Source organism: Aureimonas sp. Leaf454 (assembly GCF_001424685.1).
Taxonomy (GTDB): domain Bacteria; phylum Pseudomonadota; class Alphaproteobacteria; order Rhizobiales; family Rhizobiaceae; genus Plantimonas.
The window spans coordinates 398963-413680 of record NZ_LMQT01000019.1 but is presented as its reverse complement, the minus strand read 5'-3'; the positions used below and the strand labels follow the sequence as shown (position 1 = coordinate 413680).

The 14718-nt window shown below is 66.9% G+C and carries 14 protein-coding genes and 1 tRNA gene; 3 read left to right on the top strand and 12 right to left on the bottom strand.

Going from position 1 to position 14718, the window contains the following annotated elements:
• Window positions 1–35: 35 nt before the first annotated feature.
• Entirely contained in the window at window positions 36–1172 is a 1137-nt protein-coding gene (locus ASG43_RS13390; RefSeq protein WP_162244724.1) for a GAF domain-containing protein, read from the top strand.
• A gap of 87 nt (window positions 1173–1259) precedes the next feature.
• Here the strand turns inward: ASG43_RS13390 and gpt are convergent, their stop codons facing one another.
• Together gpt and ASG43_RS13380 are read right to left on the bottom strand one after the other, a co-directional pair.
• Entirely contained in the window at window positions 1260–1757 is a 498-nt protein-coding gene (gpt, locus tag ASG43_RS13385; RefSeq protein ID WP_056505702.1) for a xanthine phosphoribosyltransferase, read from the bottom strand.
• A 29-nt stretch (window positions 1758–1786) separates the two neighbouring features.
• Window positions 1787–2566 (bottom strand): competence/damage-inducible protein A, encoded by a 780-nt coding sequence (locus ASG43_RS13380; protein ID WP_056505699.1) that lies wholly within the window; start codon window positions 2564–2566, stop codon window positions 1787–1789.
• 224 nt (window positions 2567–2790) lie between these two features.
• On the opposite strand from ASG43_RS13380, the gene wrbA reads away from it, so the two are divergent.
• A complete protein-coding gene (wrbA, locus tag ASG43_RS13375) occupies window positions 2791–3390 on the top strand; it encodes an NAD(P)H:quinone oxidoreductase (protein ID WP_056505698.1) in 600 nt (199 codons plus the stop codon).
• 392 nt (window positions 3391–3782) lie between these two features.
• On the opposite strand, the gene ASG43_RS13370 is transcribed toward wrbA, so the two are convergent.
• The 9 genes from ASG43_RS13370 to ASG43_RS13330 all read right to left on the bottom strand — a co-directional run bounded on the left by ASG43_RS13370 (window position 3783) and on the right by ASG43_RS13330 (window position 13167).
• Entirely contained in the window at window positions 3783–5522 is a 1740-nt protein-coding gene (locus ASG43_RS13370) for a nitrilase-related carbon-nitrogen hydrolase (RefSeq protein ID WP_056505695.1), read from the bottom strand.
• Window positions 5523–5599: 77 nt separating this feature from the next.
• Window positions 5600–6598 carry an acetamidase/formamidase family protein gene (locus tag ASG43_RS13365; protein ID WP_056505692.1) on the bottom strand — a complete coding sequence of 333 codons (999 nt, stop codon included), beginning with the start codon at window positions 6596–6598 and terminating at the stop codon, window positions 5600–5602.
• Between the two features lie 38 nt (window positions 6599–6636).
• Window positions 6637–7353: an ABC transporter ATP-binding protein gene (locus tag ASG43_RS13360; protein WP_056505690.1), complete on the bottom strand. Its 717-nt coding sequence runs from the start codon at window positions 7351–7353 to the stop codon at window positions 6637–6639.
• Window positions 7346–8065: an ABC transporter ATP-binding protein gene (locus tag ASG43_RS13355; protein ID WP_056505687.1), complete on the bottom strand. Its 720-nt coding sequence runs from the start codon at window positions 8063–8065 to the stop codon at window positions 7346–7348. Before ASG43_RS13355 ends, ASG43_RS13360 begins: the two co-directional genes overlap by 8 nt.
• Window positions 8065–9144: a branched-chain amino acid ABC transporter permease gene (locus ASG43_RS13350; RefSeq protein ID WP_056505684.1), complete on the bottom strand. Its 1080-nt coding sequence runs from the start codon at window positions 9142–9144 to the stop codon at window positions 8065–8067. Before ASG43_RS13350 ends, ASG43_RS13355 begins: the two co-directional genes overlap by 1 nt.
• A gap of 5 nt (window positions 9145–9149) precedes the next feature.
• A complete protein-coding gene (locus ASG43_RS13345) occupies window positions 9150–10022 on the bottom strand; it encodes a branched-chain amino acid ABC transporter permease (RefSeq protein WP_056505681.1) in 873 nt (290 codons plus the stop codon).
• A gap of 75 nt (window positions 10023–10097) precedes the next feature.
• Complete coding sequence (locus ASG43_RS13340; protein ID WP_056505679.1) at window positions 10098–11330, bottom strand: urea ABC transporter substrate-binding protein; 1233 nt, start codon at window positions 11328–11330, stop codon at window positions 10098–10100.
• 32 nt (window positions 11331–11362) lie between these two features.
• A complete protein-coding gene (locus ASG43_RS13335; RefSeq protein WP_056505676.1) occupies window positions 11363–12010 on the bottom strand; it encodes an ANTAR domain-containing protein in 648 nt (215 codons plus the stop codon).
• The gene (locus ASG43_RS13330; RefSeq protein ID WP_056505673.1) at window positions 12007–13167 is read right to left on the bottom strand and encodes a transporter substrate-binding domain-containing protein; all 1161 of its coding nucleotides are present in this window, start codon (window positions 13165–13167) and stop codon (window positions 12007–12009) included. Before ASG43_RS13330 ends, ASG43_RS13335 begins: the two co-directional genes overlap by 4 nt.
• Window positions 13168–13448: 281 nt before the next feature.
• On the opposite strand from ASG43_RS13330, the gene ASG43_RS13325 reads away from it, so the two are divergent.
• Complete coding sequence (locus ASG43_RS13325; protein WP_056505672.1) at window positions 13449–14210, top strand: SDR family NAD(P)-dependent oxidoreductase; 762 nt, start codon at window positions 13449–13451, stop codon at window positions 14208–14210.
• Between the two features lie 196 nt (window positions 14211–14406).
• On the opposite strand, the gene ASG43_RS13320 is transcribed toward ASG43_RS13325, so the two are convergent.
• A tRNA-Leu gene (locus ASG43_RS13320) sits at window positions 14407–14492 on the bottom strand.
• Between the last annotated feature and the right edge of the window lie 226 nt (window positions 14493–14718).

Sequence of the window (14718 nt, the reverse complement as noted above, 5' to 3'; positions counted from 1 at the left end):
TGCCGCGGGGCGAACGTCCGCGGGGAGTTCAGGACATGACGAAGACCGATCGCGCGGGCCCGGGTGACGGGGACCAGCAACGCGCGGCTTACGGTAAGGCTGACCTTCTGGACTCGCCGCCCGAAGAGGCGTTCGACCGCGTGACGCGGCTGGTGGCGCGGCTGCTCGACGTACCCGTCTCTCTGGTCACGATCCTCGACGAGGATCGGCAGTTCTTCAAAGGTGAGATCGGCCTGCCCGAGCCCTGGCATTCCGCCCGGCAGACGCCGCTGAGCCACTCGTTCTGCCAGCATGTCGTGCGCACGGGGGCGCCGCTCGTCATCGACGACGCGCGGGCCGATCCGCTCGTGTGCGACAATCTCGCGATACGCGACCTCGGCGTCGAGGCCTATCTCGGTTATCCCCTGCGTCAGGCCGACGGCAAGGTGATCGGCTCGCTCTGCGCGATCGACAGCCGGGTTCACATCTGGTCCCAAACCGATCGCTCGATCCTCGCCGATCTCGCCGGCATCGTCGAGACCGAACTGTTCCTGCGCAACGAGATCCGACGCCGCGAAGCGGCCGAGGTGGCGCGCACGCTGCTCATGCGCGAGATGGAGCATCGCGTGAAGAACAGCTTCGCCAAGGTCCAGGCGATCGTCAGCCTTTCGCTGCGCGAGGGCGGCGATGCCGCGGTCATCCGCAAGTCCGTCACGCAGCGTATCGCGGCCTTGGCGCGCACGCAGTCGCTTCTCACCGATGTCGGCGCGCGCGGGACGACGGTCGGCGACATTCTGGCCAACGAACTCAGCCATTACGAGGCGACCGGCGCCCTCGTCTGCGACAGCGGGCGCCTCGACATTTCCGGCGAGCCCGTGCCCGTCACCGAGGAGGAAGCCGCTTCCATCGGCATGGTCGCCCATGAACTCGCGACCAATGCGGCCAAGTACGGAGCGATCGCGAAGGGCGGCTCGATCGCCGTGTCCTGGCAGGCGACCGCGACCGCAAGCGGCCGACGTCTGCGCCTGGAATGGCGGGAGACCGGCATCGCGATCGAGGAAGAACCCTCGCGGACGGGGTTCGGGTCGACCCTGCTCGAGACCCTGGTGGTTCGCCAGCACGGCGGCTCCATCGACCGCGCCTGGCTGCCGTCCGGCCTCGTGCTCGTCGCCGAGCTCGATCTCGTCGGCTGACCGCGCGTCGGCCTTCGATCGGAACGTTCGGCCGATCTGCGCCGAACGGCTCGGCGCGAGCGCTCGACCGTTCGAGCTGCCGGATCCTCAGCCGGCCGTGCCCTTGGCGATCGGGGCCTGGAAGCTGAGGCCGAGATCCCAGGGAAAGAAGATCCAGGTGTCCTGGCTGACCTCGGTGATGAACGTATCGACGAGCGGCCGACCCTTCGGCTTGGCGTAGACGGTCGCGAAATGGGCCTTGGGCAACATCGCCCGCACGAGCCCGGCGGTCTTGCCCGTATCGGTGAGATCGTCGACGATCAGGATTCCCTCGCCCTCGTCCTCGAGAAGCTGCGGGGCCACTTCCTTGAGAACGCGCAGTTCTCCCTGCTCGGAATAGTCGTGGTAGGACGCGATGCACACGGTCTCGATCATCCGCGTTCCAAGCTCGCGCGAGATGATCGCCGCCGGCACCAGCCCGCCCCGAGTGATGCAGACGATCGCCTTCCATTCCGGCCGTATGCCGGCCAGCCGCCAGGCCAGCGCCCGCGCATCGCGGTGGAACTGGTCCCAGGAAACGGGGAAGGACTTCTCGACGCTCGACATGGCGACACTCCGGACAAGGCTGGCCGGTCTTAGACGGAGGGACCGGGCGCGACAAGACCGAGGGTGTGGCCCACTTCGTTCAGCATCGCCTCGACATCCGCCTTGGCCGACGCGAGCCGGGCAGCGTCGCGCGAGCGCAGAACGATCTCGGCGGAAAAGCCGTTCGTCCCGCCACCGAACCGGGGATAGGATCCGATCGCGACCCCGGGATGGCGTCCTTGCACCGCACGCAGCGGCGTTCCAATATCGCCCTCTCCGAAGGGGCAGTCGACGGCGGCGCTGAGCATCGGCGTGCCGGTCGGCAGAAGCTTCAGGACATGGTCGAGCATCGCCTGGAAGACCGAGGGCACGCCGGCCATGACGAAGACGTTGTCGACCCGGAAGCCGGGCGCGACCGAGACGGGATTCTCGATGAGGCTCGCGCCTTGGGGCGTCCTCGTCATGCGCCGGCGGGCTTCGGTGAAGGGCATCTCGCGCCGTTCGTAATGCGCCGCGAGGAGGGCGACGGCCTCCGGATGCTCGGTGACGGGCAGGGCGAAGGCCGCGCCGATCGCATCCGCCGTCACGTCGTCATGCGTCGGGCCGATGCCGCCGGAGGTGAAGACGTAATCGTATTCGCGGCGCAGCGTGTTGACCGTGTCGGCGATCCTCGACGGTTCGTCGCCGACGATGCGCACCTCGCAGAGATCGATGCCGGCCGCGGTCAGCACCTCCGCGAGATGGCCGATGTTCTTGTCCTTGGTCCGCCCGGACAGGATCTCGTCGCCGATGGCGAGCATGGCGGTCTTCGGTGATTGCGTTGTCGTCATGGGCGGGCGCTCGGGAATGGGATCGGCGAGTCCGAGGCGGACTCGATCCGGAGATCAGAGCGGTGCGGCGCGGCGAAATGCAAGGCGCCACTGACGGATATCGTGACCGTGTCGTTTCGTTGACGGATCGTGCCGGCAGGCGTGGCTTCCATCGCGTCCATCCCTGTGTCAGGAGGTGCCGCAGCGGCACCAGGAACGGTTCGCCGCATGATTGAGGAAGACAAATGGCCAAGGTGCTGGTGCTCTATTATTCGAGCTACGGACATATCGAGACGATGGCGAAGGCCGTCGCGGAAGGTGCGGCGAGCGCCGGCGCCACCGTCGATATCAAACGCGTACCGGAAACAGCGCCGCCGGAAGTCGTCGCTGCCGCCTATTTCAAGACCGACAGCGAACATCCCGTCGCCCAGCCGGACGATCTGGTCGGCTACGATGCGATCATCGTCGGAACTCCCACGCGCTACGGCAACATGAGCTCGCAGCTGTCCACGTTCTGGGATCGCACCGGCGGCATCTGGCTGCAGGGAAAACTGATCGGCAAGGTCGGCGGCGCATTCTCCTCCAGCGCGACGCAGCATGGCGGCAACGAGGCGACGATCCTATCGCTGCACAAGGTGTTTCTGCACCACGGTCTGATGATCGTCGGTCTGCCCTATTCGTTCCAGGGACAGATGGACAACAGCGAGGTCGCAGGCGGTTCGCCCTATGGCGCGACCACGATCGCGAATGGCGATGGCTCGCGCCAGCCGAGCCAGATCGAGCTGGACGGCGCGCGCTTCCAGGGCAAGCACATCGCGGAAATCGCGACCAAGCTCTTCGGCTGAGAAGAGGCGCGCCGCGCAAGGGTGCGGCGAGAAACGGGAGAAAGCGCCAGCGACGGCGCTTCCTTCCAAAGCGGCCTGTCGCCGGACGACGGGCTCGACCCGCGCCGGCGTTGGACCGTCTGTCCATCGTCCGGCGATCAGACCGTCAAGGGCTCCCGCGCCGTCGGCCGAACGGCCTGTGACACCGGCTCCCGCGGCTCGGACAGCTTCCGGTTTCGAGCCTTCCGCGTACCGAAGGAGACGTGAGGACGAACCGATCGTCGGGCAGGAACCGAAGGCTACCCGTCGGTCCCGGCGCGTCCGGGAGCCGTCGTCGTTGCGAGGCCGACGTCAGGCCCACTCCGTCAGACGCGGAACGACGTTCCCTGTCGGCGTTCGATCGGCTCGCTGCTTCAGGCCGTCCGCAGGGGGCGGACGAGGTCCGTGTAGTGGTGCGGCTGGCGCATCAGGACGAGGTCCTTTCGCCGCACGACATGGGTCGGATAGGGACCGCCGACCGTGCCCGTGTCGATCGTCGCGACGGCATGAGCCGCGTTGTCGCCGACGATGGCTTCCTGGCGGGGGAACAGGAACGTGTCGGGTCCGAAGACGCCGGACAGGCCGGGATAGCCGGCGAGCGGCGCCCGAACGTTGGCGAAGGCGAGCCAGCAATTGTTCTCGCCCGCGCGGACCCGGTACTGGTGCCAGTGGATCGGATCCGCGCCGGTCGGGATCGGGGCGGGCTGCGCGACGCGGCTGCCGTCGTGACCGAAATGGAAGCGATCCTTCACCGCCGCGGGGCAGGCGATGAGGTCGCAGCCGCGCAAGGCGAGCACGCGCCCCGCTTCCGGAAAGCTCGCATCGTGCCCGATGAGGAGACCCAGGCGGGCGAAGGGCAGATCGAAGACGGCCCATTCGTCGCCCGCGCTGGCCCAATCCTTGTCGTGTTCCGTGAGGTGGATCTTGCGATAGATGCCGATGAGGCCCTCCGGTCCCGCGAGAGCGGCGCTGTCGAAGCGGCGCTCGTCCTCGATCTCCGCGAAGCCGGCGACGAGATACAGGCCGAGCCGTGAAGCCGACGCCGAAAATTCGGCGATCAGGGGATCGTCCGGCGTCACGGCGCTCGCCGCGGGATCGCCGAGGCCGGTGATGGCGCGTTCGGGAAAGACGACGAGTTCGGCGCCGTCCGCCTTGGCGACCTCCGCCAGCCGCACGATCTCGGCGAGATTGGCCCGGGCATCGGGACCCGGCGCGAACTCGGCCACTGCGATCGCGGCCTTGCGACCCTCCGGAAGCGGGCGATGCCCGTACAGCCGAAAGAAGTCGCCGGGATTCCAGGCGAAGGTGTTGGTCATCAGTTCGCGGTAGAGATCGGGCCGCCGCTGCGCCAGTATCGGCTCGCCCCAGACCCTGCGCGCGCGGGCGACGAAGGGATCGATGTCGGCATAGGCGATGCCGTCCCCGCCGTCGACGCAGGCGAGAATGGTCGCGTCCGGGGCGATGATGCAGCTGCCGCCGGAGAACTGGACGCCCCGCTCAAGGCCCCAGCGGTTGGCTTCCACGAGATAGCAGCCGTTCTCGAAGGCCCGGTTGATCCAGTAAGGCGCGGGCGTGCGTTCGGCGAGCCAGTTGGAGACGTGGCAGATCACGTCGGCACCGCCGAGACCGGCGATGCGTGCGGTCTCGATGAAGTGGATGTCCATGCAGATCAGCAGGGCGATCCGCCCGAGCGGCGTCTGGAAGACGGCATGGCCGAGATCGCCGGAGGCCGCCCATTTCGGCTCGGAAATATAGGGATGGGTCTTGCGATGCGTGCCGACGACGCCCGTCGGTCCGATCAGCACGGCCGAATTGTAGTAGAGGCCGGTCGCGGGGTCGACCTCGGGCAGGCCGACCACGATGTGGACGTCCCGAGCCTTGGCGAGCGCCGCGAAGCGGTCCGTGGTCGGGCCGGGTATCGTCTCGACGAAGGGCTCAACCTCCGTCCGGTCGTGCCAGCAATAGCCGGTCGTCCCCATTTCCGGCGTCACGATCAACTTCGCGCCGGCGGCAGCGGCGGTCTCGACCATTGCCAGCAGCCCGTCGATGTTGCGTGCCTTCTCGAACATGGTCGGCTCGAACTGGACGGCGGCGGTCTTGAAGGGGGCGCTCATAGGGCAAACCTCGATCGACGGGAAGCGACAGGCTCCAGCCCGCACCATGGTCGGGCCGGAGCCGGGACGGAGCGGGTTCAGCGCGGCGTGCCGGCGATCGATTTCAGGATAGAGGCGCCGACCGTGTATTTCGGGTCGACCATGTTGCCGAGGCGGATGCGGCCGCACTGGGTCAGCAGCATGTAGGCGTCGATTTCCTCGAAGCCGAAATCCTTGGCGAGCCAGCGGATCAGTTCGCGATAGGCGCCGCGGGCGGCATCTTCCATCGGCCGCGACGAGCCGATCGTCATGTAGAAGCGATCGTTCTCGAGACGCGGCGACCTGATCGTCCAGCCCTTGATCAAATCGACCTGGACGGTGGTCACCGTCGGGTGCTCGATGGCGACGCCGCAGAGTTCGCCGTCCCCTTGCGCCGCATGACAGTCGCCAAGGAAGAGATAGGCGCCCTTCGTGTTCACGGGCAGGTAGATCACCGCGCCGGGCGCGACGTCGGGCAGGTCCATGTTGCCGCCGTAATAGTCGGGGACGAGCGAGGAAATCGCCTCGATCTCCGGCGCCGTGCCGATCGTGCCGATGAAGGGCTCGTAGGGTAGCGTGATGCGCTCGTTCCACTTGACGCCGGTCTCGGCGTCGACCTCCACCTTCTTCACACGCTCGGGCAGGGGCTGGGTGAGGAGCGCGGTGTCGGCGGTCGGAACGAGCCCGCCGAATTCGGGCATGATCACGGTCGTCCCACGCGGCTGGGGCCCACGCGGCACGATGCTCTTGATGTGGACCGCGAGGCAGTCGCCCTTTTCAGCGCCGTTGATCCAGACGGGCCCGTTCTGCGGGTTGAGGAAGGGAAAGTTGAGCTTCTCGCTCGGCATGTCCTGTTCGGTCTGGATCGCGCCCTCGAAAGCGTCGTGCGTCTCGGCCGAGATGACCGCGCCCGGATCGACCGCGAGGATCGGCTCGGCGAACGCGCCGTAGACGTAGTGGTACGTGCCTTGGCTTTCCTCGGTGATCGCGTGCTCGCTGCGCGCCTCTCCCTTGGCGACGCCCTTGCGGGCCATGATGGAATCCTCGAACCAGCTCATCGGAGCCTCCTTCTTCTGATGATGTTTGACGTTCTGCCTCAGACCGCGAGATAGCGGCGCACGGCATCGCGATCCTCGAGGGCGTCGGGGGTGATCGCGTCGGTGATCCGTCCCTTGTCCATGACATAGGCACGCTGGGCCATGGCGCGGATCATGTCGATGTTCTGCTCCACGAAGACGATGGTGACGCCGGTGGCGCGGTTCAGCTCCACCATGATGCGGGCGATGTCCTGGACGATGTTCGGCTGGATTCCCTCCGAGGGTTCGTCGAGGAGGATCAGCGAGGGCGCGCCCATGAGGACGCGGCCGATGGCGAGCTGCTGCTGCTGGCCGCCCGACATCGTGCCGGCGCGCTGATGGCGGCGCTCGGCGAGGATCGGAAAGAACGAGAAGATCTGCTCCAGCCGCTCCTTCGGTGCCGGAGCGCCCGCGATGCATTCGCCGACCGCGAGATTTTCCGAAACGCTCATGCGCGGGAAGACGTCGCGGCCCTGCGGAACGTAGCCGATGCCGAGCCGCGCGCGCTGGTGGGCGGACAGGGAGTCCATCGCCTGGCCGCGAAAGACGATCGAACCCTTGTCGACGGGAAGAAGGCCGATCAGGCTCTTCATCAGCGTCGACTTGCCGACGCCGTTCCGCCCGATGACGGCGACGATCTCGCCCTCGCGGACCTCCATGTCGACGCCTTGCAGCACCGGCTTGCCGCCATAGCCGGAGCGAAGGCCGACCGTGTTGAGGATGGTCTCCTTACGCATGGACCTCTCCGAGATAGATCGCGGCGACCCGGGGATCGGCGACGATCTCCTCGATCGTGCCTTGCGCGAAGATCTTGCCGAAATGCAGCACCGTGACCGCCTGCGCGATCTGGCGCACGAAGGCCATGTCGTGCTCGACCGCGAGAATCGTGACGCCCTGGCGGTTGAGCGCCTGCACCATTTCGCCGGTCGCGAAGGTTTCGTCCGGCGTCATGCCCGCCGTCGGCTCGTCGAGAAGGAGGAGCCGCGGCTTCAGGGCGATGGCCATGCCGATCTCCAGCCATTGCTTCTGCCCGTGGCTGAGATTGCCCGCGAGCGCCGACGCGTCGGCCTGAAGCTTCAGGAATTCGAGCAGGCGGTCGATCTCCTCGGGCAGCCTCTGCGCGCTCTCGTGGTGCTGGAGCGCGATCTGGAGATTCTGGCGCACCGACAGCGCCTTGAAGATGCCCGGCACCTGGAACTTGACGCTGATGCCCCGGCGGATCCGCTGGAACGGCTTGTCCAGGGTGATGTCGGCGTCTTCGTAGAGGATCTGCCCGGAGGTCGGCAGATGCTCGCCGAGGATCAGTCGGAAGAGCGTCGACTTGCCGGCCCCGTTCGGCCCGATCAGGCAGTGGATCTTGCCGTGTTCGAGGTCGAAATCGACGCCGCCGGTGACGTGGAGGCCGCCGAACCACTTGTTCAGCGCGCGGGTCTGGAGAATCGCGGCCATCACAGGGCCTCCCGCTCGCGGACCCGCCGACGCAGTCGTCCCGACAGGAGGGAGCCGAGCCCGTGGACGAGGCCGTTCGGCGCGACGAGAACGGTCGCGACGAGAAGGAGGCCCATGACGACGATGGCATATTGGCTGCCGTAGATCGTCAGCGCCTGGAAGCCGGCCAGCACCAGGAGCGTGCCGAGCAGCGTGGTCGTCAGATCGGACCGACCGCCGACGGCGACCCAGACGATCGGCAGCGAGGCCGCCGTCATGCCCATGGAGGCCGGCGTGATGTAATTGCCCCAGGACGTGTAGAGGACGCCGGACAGTCCCGCGAGCGCCGAGCCGATGACGAAGGCTGCCAACTGGTAGCGCCGGATGTCGTAGCCGAGCATCTCCGCGCGCTGCGGGTTCTCGCGGATCGCGACGAGGACGTTGCCGAAGCGCGAGTTCACGAGGATGCGCAAGGCCAGATAGGCGAGCGTCAGCAGCGCCAGCGTCACGTAGTAGAGCGGGATGTCGGGAAAGAGCGCGATGTCGCCGCCCGGCCAGGGAATGGTGAGGCTCGGCATGCCGCCCATTCCGTTGAAGCCGTTGAGGCGCGCCGCTCCGATCTTCCATTCCGGCCCGGCGGTCTGCGACATGAACCGCTCGAGGACGAGCGTCACGGACAGTGTGACGATGCCGAGGAAGACGCCCGAGATGCGACCGAAGAACAGGAAGTAGCCGAGCACGGCTGCAAAGAGCGCCGAGAGGAGCACGGCGGCGAGGAGCGCGAAGAGCGTCAGGCCGTAGGCGTCTCCGAGATTGATCGAGATGACGCTGTAGGCATAGCCCGCCACGCCGAAGAAGGCGGTCTGCCCGAAGGAGAGCGCTCCGCCATAGCCCCAGATGAGGCTGAGGCCGAGCGCCATGAAGGCCCAGTTGAAGAAGTAGACGTTGTTGCCGACGTCGTAGCCGTCCGCAAAGAGCGGATAGGCCGAGGCGGCGGCGAGGACGAGAAGGAAGAGCGACCAGAATCGGAGACCCTTGCCGAGCGTCTGCGGGCCTTCGAGAAGCGCCAGCCAGCGCGGCGTCTTGGATGCGCGTGCCATGGAGATCAGGCCCTTTCGCGCAGGATCCAGCCCGAGATGCCTCGGGGCAGGACGCGGATGACGACGATGACGGCGACGAGCAGCCCGATTTGGCCGAAAAGCTGTCCCTGCCAGGAGGTCAGCGCGGCCTTGACGATGCCGAGCACGGCGGCGGCGGGCGCGGTGCCGAGGAAGATGTCGGCCCCGCCGACGACGACGGTGACGAAGGCCTCGACCACGAAGGCGCTGCCCATGGTCGGCACCAGCGTCATGGTCGGGGCGTAGAGACCGCCGGCCAGACCCGCGAGCGCCGCCCCGAGCCCGAAAGTCAGGGAATAGATGAGGCTCGTGTTGACGCCGAGCGCTTCGGCGATGTGCGGCACCTGGATCGTGGCGCGGGCCATGGTGCCGAAGCGCGTCTTGGTGAAGACGAGCCAGAGGCAGAGCAGCGTCAGGAGCGCCGCGCCGACGAGGACGAGGCGATAGACGGAATAGGTGTAGGGGCCGACGGCGAAGGAGCCGAAGGGCGTGCCCGTGCCCTGGAGCGTGGAGCCGAGAAGGATGAGCGTGCCTTGCGTGGCGATCATCGAGACGCCCCAGGTGGCGACGATCGTATCCAGCGGCCGCTCGTAGAGATGGCGGATGACGAGGCGCTCCAGCGCCATGCCGACGATGCCGGCGACCGCCGCGCCGAGGAGGATGGCGAGGGGAAGCGGCAGGCCCATCCGGGCCGCGCTCGTCGAGACATAGGCGCCGCAGAGGATGAACTCGCCATGCGCGAGGTTGATGACGCCCATCATGCCGAAGATGACGGCGAGGCCGCAGGCGGAGAGGACGAGGAAGGCGAAAGCGTCGCCCGCTTGGTAGAGAAAGGTGAAGGCGCCGTAGAGGACGTCCATCGTGCCATCCGGATTGGGAGAAACAGGTTCGACGGAGGAGGCCGGCCGGGCGCTCTCGGCCCGGCCGGTGTCGTGTCAGCCCTTCGGCGGGGGATTGGACGGCGTGTACTGCTCGCTCGGATCGTTCTTCGTCAGGTCGCAGCCGGCGTCGCCCAGCCAATAGGGCTTGATGTCGTCCCAGACTTTGGGAAAGCTGATCGAGTGATCCTCGCCGACCTTGGCCAGATAGATCGTGTGCGACATGTGCTGGCTCTTCGGGTCTAGGCAGACCTTGCCCTCCGGCGCGTCGAAGCAGACGTCGCCCTTGGCGATCTCGGCGCGCAGCGACTCCTTGTCGGTCTTTCCGCCGGCCCGCTCGATCATCGACTTGTAGAGGTAGACGGCCGTGTAGGAGTTTTCCGCCTCCTGGTTGATGTAGGGCTCGTCCGGGAACTTCTTGTGCCACTTCTCGACGAAGGCCTTGGACGCCGGCGTATCGACCTCCTCGATGTAGTTGACGGTCGCGTACATGTTGGAAAGGCTCGGCGGCTTGAAGCGCTTGTGCTCGTAGCCCTGTCCGACGTTCACCGACGAGGCCATCGGCACCTTGAGGTTCGCCGCGCCGGCCTGCTCGTAATAGGACGCCTGCGCCGTGCCGACGAGCAGCGTCACGAGGACGTCCGGCTTGGCGGCCTGGATGTTCTGGATGGTCTGGGAGAACTGCGAGACGCCGAGCGGGATGAACTCCTCGCCGACCATCTCTCCACCGTTCTCCTTGACGATGTTGCGCACCCATTCGGCGGAGATCTGGCCGAAATTGTAGTCCGCGGCGATCGTGTAGACCTTCTTGCCGTAGGTCTCCATCATGTACGGAATGAGCGTCGAGAACTGCTGCTCGGGCACGGCGCCCGTCACGATCATGTTGGCGTCGCAGACGCCGCCTTCGTACTGGTTGTTGTAGAAGGCGAGCCCGTCGAACTGGTTGACGATCGGGCGATAGGCCTCGCGCGAAGCCGAGGAGAAGCCGGCGAAGACCGCATCCACCTTGTCGCGCTGCAGGACGCGCCGCATGAACTCCTGGTAGCGCGTGTTGTCCGACTGCGTGTCGTAGACGACGAGCTCCAGCGGACGGCCCGCAATGCCGCCGGCGGCGTTGATCTCCTCGGTGGCGAGCTCGATGCCATGGACCTTGCCGATCGTGGCGACGGCGAAGTCGCCGGACTGGTCTTCGAGGACGCCGAGCTTGATCGCTTCCTGGGCGAAGCTGGCGCCGGACAATAGGAGGAGTGTTCCGAGCGCCGCGAGGACGCCGGAGGATCGCATCTTCATCTTGGATCTCCGTCAGGGGATGGATCGGCGGGTCAGTCCACCGCGGCCCTCGTGAGAGGAGCCGCGGGATTGTCGAGATCGTCGTCCGTCCGTTTCCGGACGAGCTGCTCGCAATGGGCTTCGAGGCTGAGGCGGGCTCGCATGGCCTCCCGGCGAAGCGCCTGGAAGGCCGCGTCGTCGTCGAGACCCCGCTCGGCGACGGTCGAAAGGATCGCCTTGACCACGTAGCGACGCTGGCGGCGGCGCAATTCCAGCTCCTCCACGGCGGCAGCGAGAGCCGATTTCCGCAGATGTTCGTTCACCGCGAGATAGAGCGCGGAATAAACGGAGCCGCCATAGACCGGTTTGGGCAAAAAGGCCGTCGCGCCCGCCTGCAGCAGCGCACGAAGTCGGCTCGGTGCCTCGACGCCGACGAGGCCGATCACCGGGAGGATCGCGAGGTCGGCGACGGGGCCGGTCGGCACGATCGGCGGGGCCTGGAGATCTCCGTCGAGAAAGAGGACGTCGCGGGATCCGTCGAGACCCGCGAGGGGCGCGTCGGCCCGCTCCGCGCCGACGATTTCGACGTGGAGCCCGAGCTTGCCGAGCGTTCCCGACAGCGCTTCGACCGCGCGCGTGTCGAGCGAGGCAATCAGCGCGCGGCACTGGCTGAAGTTCTGCACGAAGCGCACGACGCTCATGACACGATCCTCAGGGCGGGCCGGAGAACCGGCTGTTCAAGGGCGGCGGACGAACGCACGAGATAGGGATCGGGGCGGACGGGTTCCTGCGCCTCCATCAGGATGTCGAACTGTCCGTCGGTCCGGGACCGCCCGATGCGGGGCGTGAGATAGGCATGGAGCGTCTGCGGGTCGATCGAGACGGCGCCCTGCGGCGCATCCAGCCTCTGCCCGCCGACCCCGGCTCGAACGGGGGCGATCGCATCGGTTCCGGCCGCCGTCAGCGCCCGTGCCAAAAGCTTCACCGCGATATAGGCGGCCTCCGCTTCGGCCGAGGCGACGGGTCCGCGGGGGAAGGCCCGATTGTAGGCCTCGACGAAGCGGTGATTGGCCTCGCTGTCGATGCTCGCGAAATAGACGGACGAGGAGAGATGACCGTCGACGGCGTCTGCGCCGATCTCCAGAAGTTCCGGCTCGGAGAGATTGCAGCTCGCCACGGGAAAGCGGCGGGCCTGATCGATGCCCCGCGCCCGGCATTCGGCGCGAAAAGCGCGGAAGAAGGCGTAGGCGGACTCGCCGATCAAGGAATTGAAGACGAAATCCGGCTCGGCATCGAGGATCGCGCCGACGATCTGCGCCATGTCGGTTTCGCCGACGGGAAGGTAGCGTTCGGCCAGGATCGCGCCGCCGCGCTGGCCGAGTTCGTCGCGCAGGACGCGGTTGCTTTCCCAGGCCCAGATGTAGTTCGAGCCGATGCAGAAGGCCCGGCGTCCGTGGCGGGCGACGAGGAAATCCACCAGCGGAACCATGTGATGGTTCGGCGCCGCGCCGGTGTAGACGACGTTCTCCGAGCTTTCGAAGCCCTCGTAATGGGCAGGGTACCAGAGCAGCGCGTCGCGCTTTTCGAAGATCGGGATCACCTCCTTGCGGGAGGAGGAGGTGTAGCAGCCCACGACATGGCGGATGCCGCGATCGAGCATCGCCTCGACGGCCGGTGCGTATTGCGACAGGCGACCTGCGGGATCGACGACGAAGGGATCGAGCACGACACCGCCGGCGCGATCCGCCGCGGCCTCCTCGCAGGCGAGCAGCGCCCCGTTCAGCATCGTGCGCCCCACGGTTCCGTAGGAGCCGGTGGCGGAAAACAGAATGCCGATCGGAACGCTCAACTGCGTCATCGCACCATCCAGAACGCAAAAAGCCCCTCAGCATGACTGCTGCGGGGCGACACTGCCGAGTTCAATTGTTCAACATCTTGGCGCGACTTTGGGCAGCTCTGCCCCGCGCTTAAGGATTAAGCTGAAGGACGGATGCGAACGTGTCAAGCGGGGAATTGAACGAAGCCGCATCGATCCTTCCGAGCCCTTGCACAACGGTTCGAGGGTCCCGACCATACGCGTACGGGCGCGCATCGAAACCTCGAACTCCAGGGCGCTCCGAACCGTGAGGGGAAACAGGAATGGATCTCGGACTGAAGGGCCGCAAGGCACTCGTCACCGGCGGCACGCGCGGCATCGGGCGGGCCATCGCGGAAACACTGGCCAAAGAGGGCGCGAACGTCGCGATCTGCTCGCGGAAGGGCGACGAGGCGGAGAGCGTCGCATCGGAACTCCGAAGCTTCGGCGTTGCGACTCTGGGTGGTGGCGTCGACGTCTCCGACGGGGCGGCTCTCGGCGCTTTCGTCGCGCGGAGCGCGGAGGCGCTGGGGGGGCTCGACATCGTGGTCGCCAATGTCAGCGCCCTGGCCGTCGGGGCCGACGAGGACAGCTGGCGCAAGGGCTTCGAGACCGACATCATGGGCACGGTCCGGCTTGTCGACGCGGCCATGCCCTTCCTCGAGAAGAGCGATGCGGCCTCGATCGTCACGATCTCCTCGGTCTCGGGACGCGAGATCGACTTCGCCGCCGGACCCTACGGCGCGTTCAAGGCGGCGCTGATCCATTACACGCAGGGGCTCGCCTACCAGCTCGCGGCCCGCAACATCCGCGCCAACAGCGTTTCGCCGGGCAACACCTACTTCGCCGGCGGCGTCTGGGAGCAGATCGAGACCGGCAATCCCGAACTCTTCGCCGCATCCCTGGCTCTCAATCCGACGGGTCGCATGGCGACGCCTCAAGAGATCGCCAACGCCGCCGTCTTCCTGGCCAGTCCGATCGCGAGCTTCATCACCGGAACCAACCTCGTCGTCGACGGTGCCCTGACGCGCGGCGTCCAATTCTGAAGAGTGGCAGCCTCGGGCTCGCGAGTCCGGCGGCGGACCGGCTGGCGTCCTTCGATTCGCACGCCGCATCCGCGCCGCGATCCCGGGCTGTGCGATGACGAACCTGGAGCCGGTCGCAGCCGACGCGCTGCTGCCGTTTGTCGAGCCGCGCTCTTCCGGATTTGCGACGTCACGGCATGCAGCCTGCAACGAAAGGTGGTGCGGGCGGCGGGACTCGAACCCGCACGGGACGAAGCCCGAGGGATTTTAAGTCCCTTGCGTCTACCATTTCGCCACGCCCGCAGACCATGCGGCAGAGGGCTCTCACCGACCCCGACCCGAGGGACGTCGACGGGTCCGGCACACGCTCTCCCACCGTTTGCCTAGCGCGTTTCACGGCGGTGCTCAATCCGCTTCGTCGGCACCGCCTCGCCGGTGCTCGGCGGTTCGCGTCCGGTCCGGCGCATCATGTGCCGATCTGAAAGGCGAGGCCGACCGCATCCCGCCAAGGCCCGGTCCGACGATGAAG

Excerpts from the sequence above, each read along its gene's own strand:
- ASG43_RS13390 (WP_162244724.1), top strand. The coding sequence starts at position 36 with ATGACGAAGACCGATCGCGCGGGCCCGGGTGACGGGGACCAGCAACGC.
- ASG43_RS13380 (WP_056505699.1), bottom strand. The coding sequence starts at position 2,566 with ATGACGACAACGCAATCACCGAAGACCGCCATGCTCGCCATCGGCGAC.
- ASG43_RS13330 (WP_056505673.1), bottom strand. The coding sequence starts at position 13,167 with ATGACGCAGTTGAGCGTTCCGATCGGCATTCTGTTTTCCGCCACCGGC.
- ASG43_RS13335 (WP_056505676.1), bottom strand. The coding sequence starts at position 12,010 with ATGAGCGTCGTGCGCTTCGTGCAGAACTTCAGCCAGTGCCGCGCGCTG.
- ASG43_RS13360 (WP_056505690.1), bottom strand. The coding sequence starts at position 7,353 with ATGCGTAAGGAGACCATCCTCAACACGGTCGGCCTTCGCTCCGGCTAT.
- ASG43_RS13345 (WP_056505681.1), bottom strand. The coding sequence starts at position 10,022 with ATGGACGTCCTCTACGGCGCCTTCACCTTTCTCTACCAAGCGGGCGAC.
- ASG43_RS13370 (WP_056505695.1), bottom strand. The coding sequence starts at position 5,522 with ATGAGCGCCCCCTTCAAGACCGCCGCCGTCCAGTTCGAGCCGACCATG.
- wrbA (WP_056505698.1), top strand. The coding sequence starts at position 2,791 with ATGGCCAAGGTGCTGGTGCTCTATTATTCGAGCTACGGACATATCGAG.
- ASG43_RS13365 (WP_056505692.1), bottom strand. The coding sequence starts at position 6,598 with ATGAGCTGGTTCGAGGATTCCATCATGGCCCGCAAGGGCGTCGCCAAG.
- ASG43_RS13355 (WP_056505687.1), bottom strand. The coding sequence starts at position 8,065 with ATGGCCGCGATTCTCCAGACCCGCGCGCTGAACAAGTGGTTCGGCGGC.
- ASG43_RS13325 (WP_056505672.1), top strand. The coding sequence starts at position 13,449 with ATGGATCTCGGACTGAAGGGCCGCAAGGCACTCGTCACCGGCGGCACG.
- gpt (WP_056505702.1), bottom strand. The coding sequence starts at position 1,757 with ATGTCGAGCGTCGAGAAGTCCTTCCCCGTTTCCTGGGACCAGTTCCAC.
- ASG43_RS13350 (WP_056505684.1), bottom strand. The coding sequence starts at position 9,144 with ATGGCACGCGCATCCAAGACGCCGCGCTGGCTGGCGCTTCTCGAAGGC.
- ASG43_RS13340 (WP_056505679.1), bottom strand. The coding sequence starts at position 11,330 with ATGAAGATGCGATCCTCCGGCGTCCTCGCGGCGCTCGGAACACTCCTC.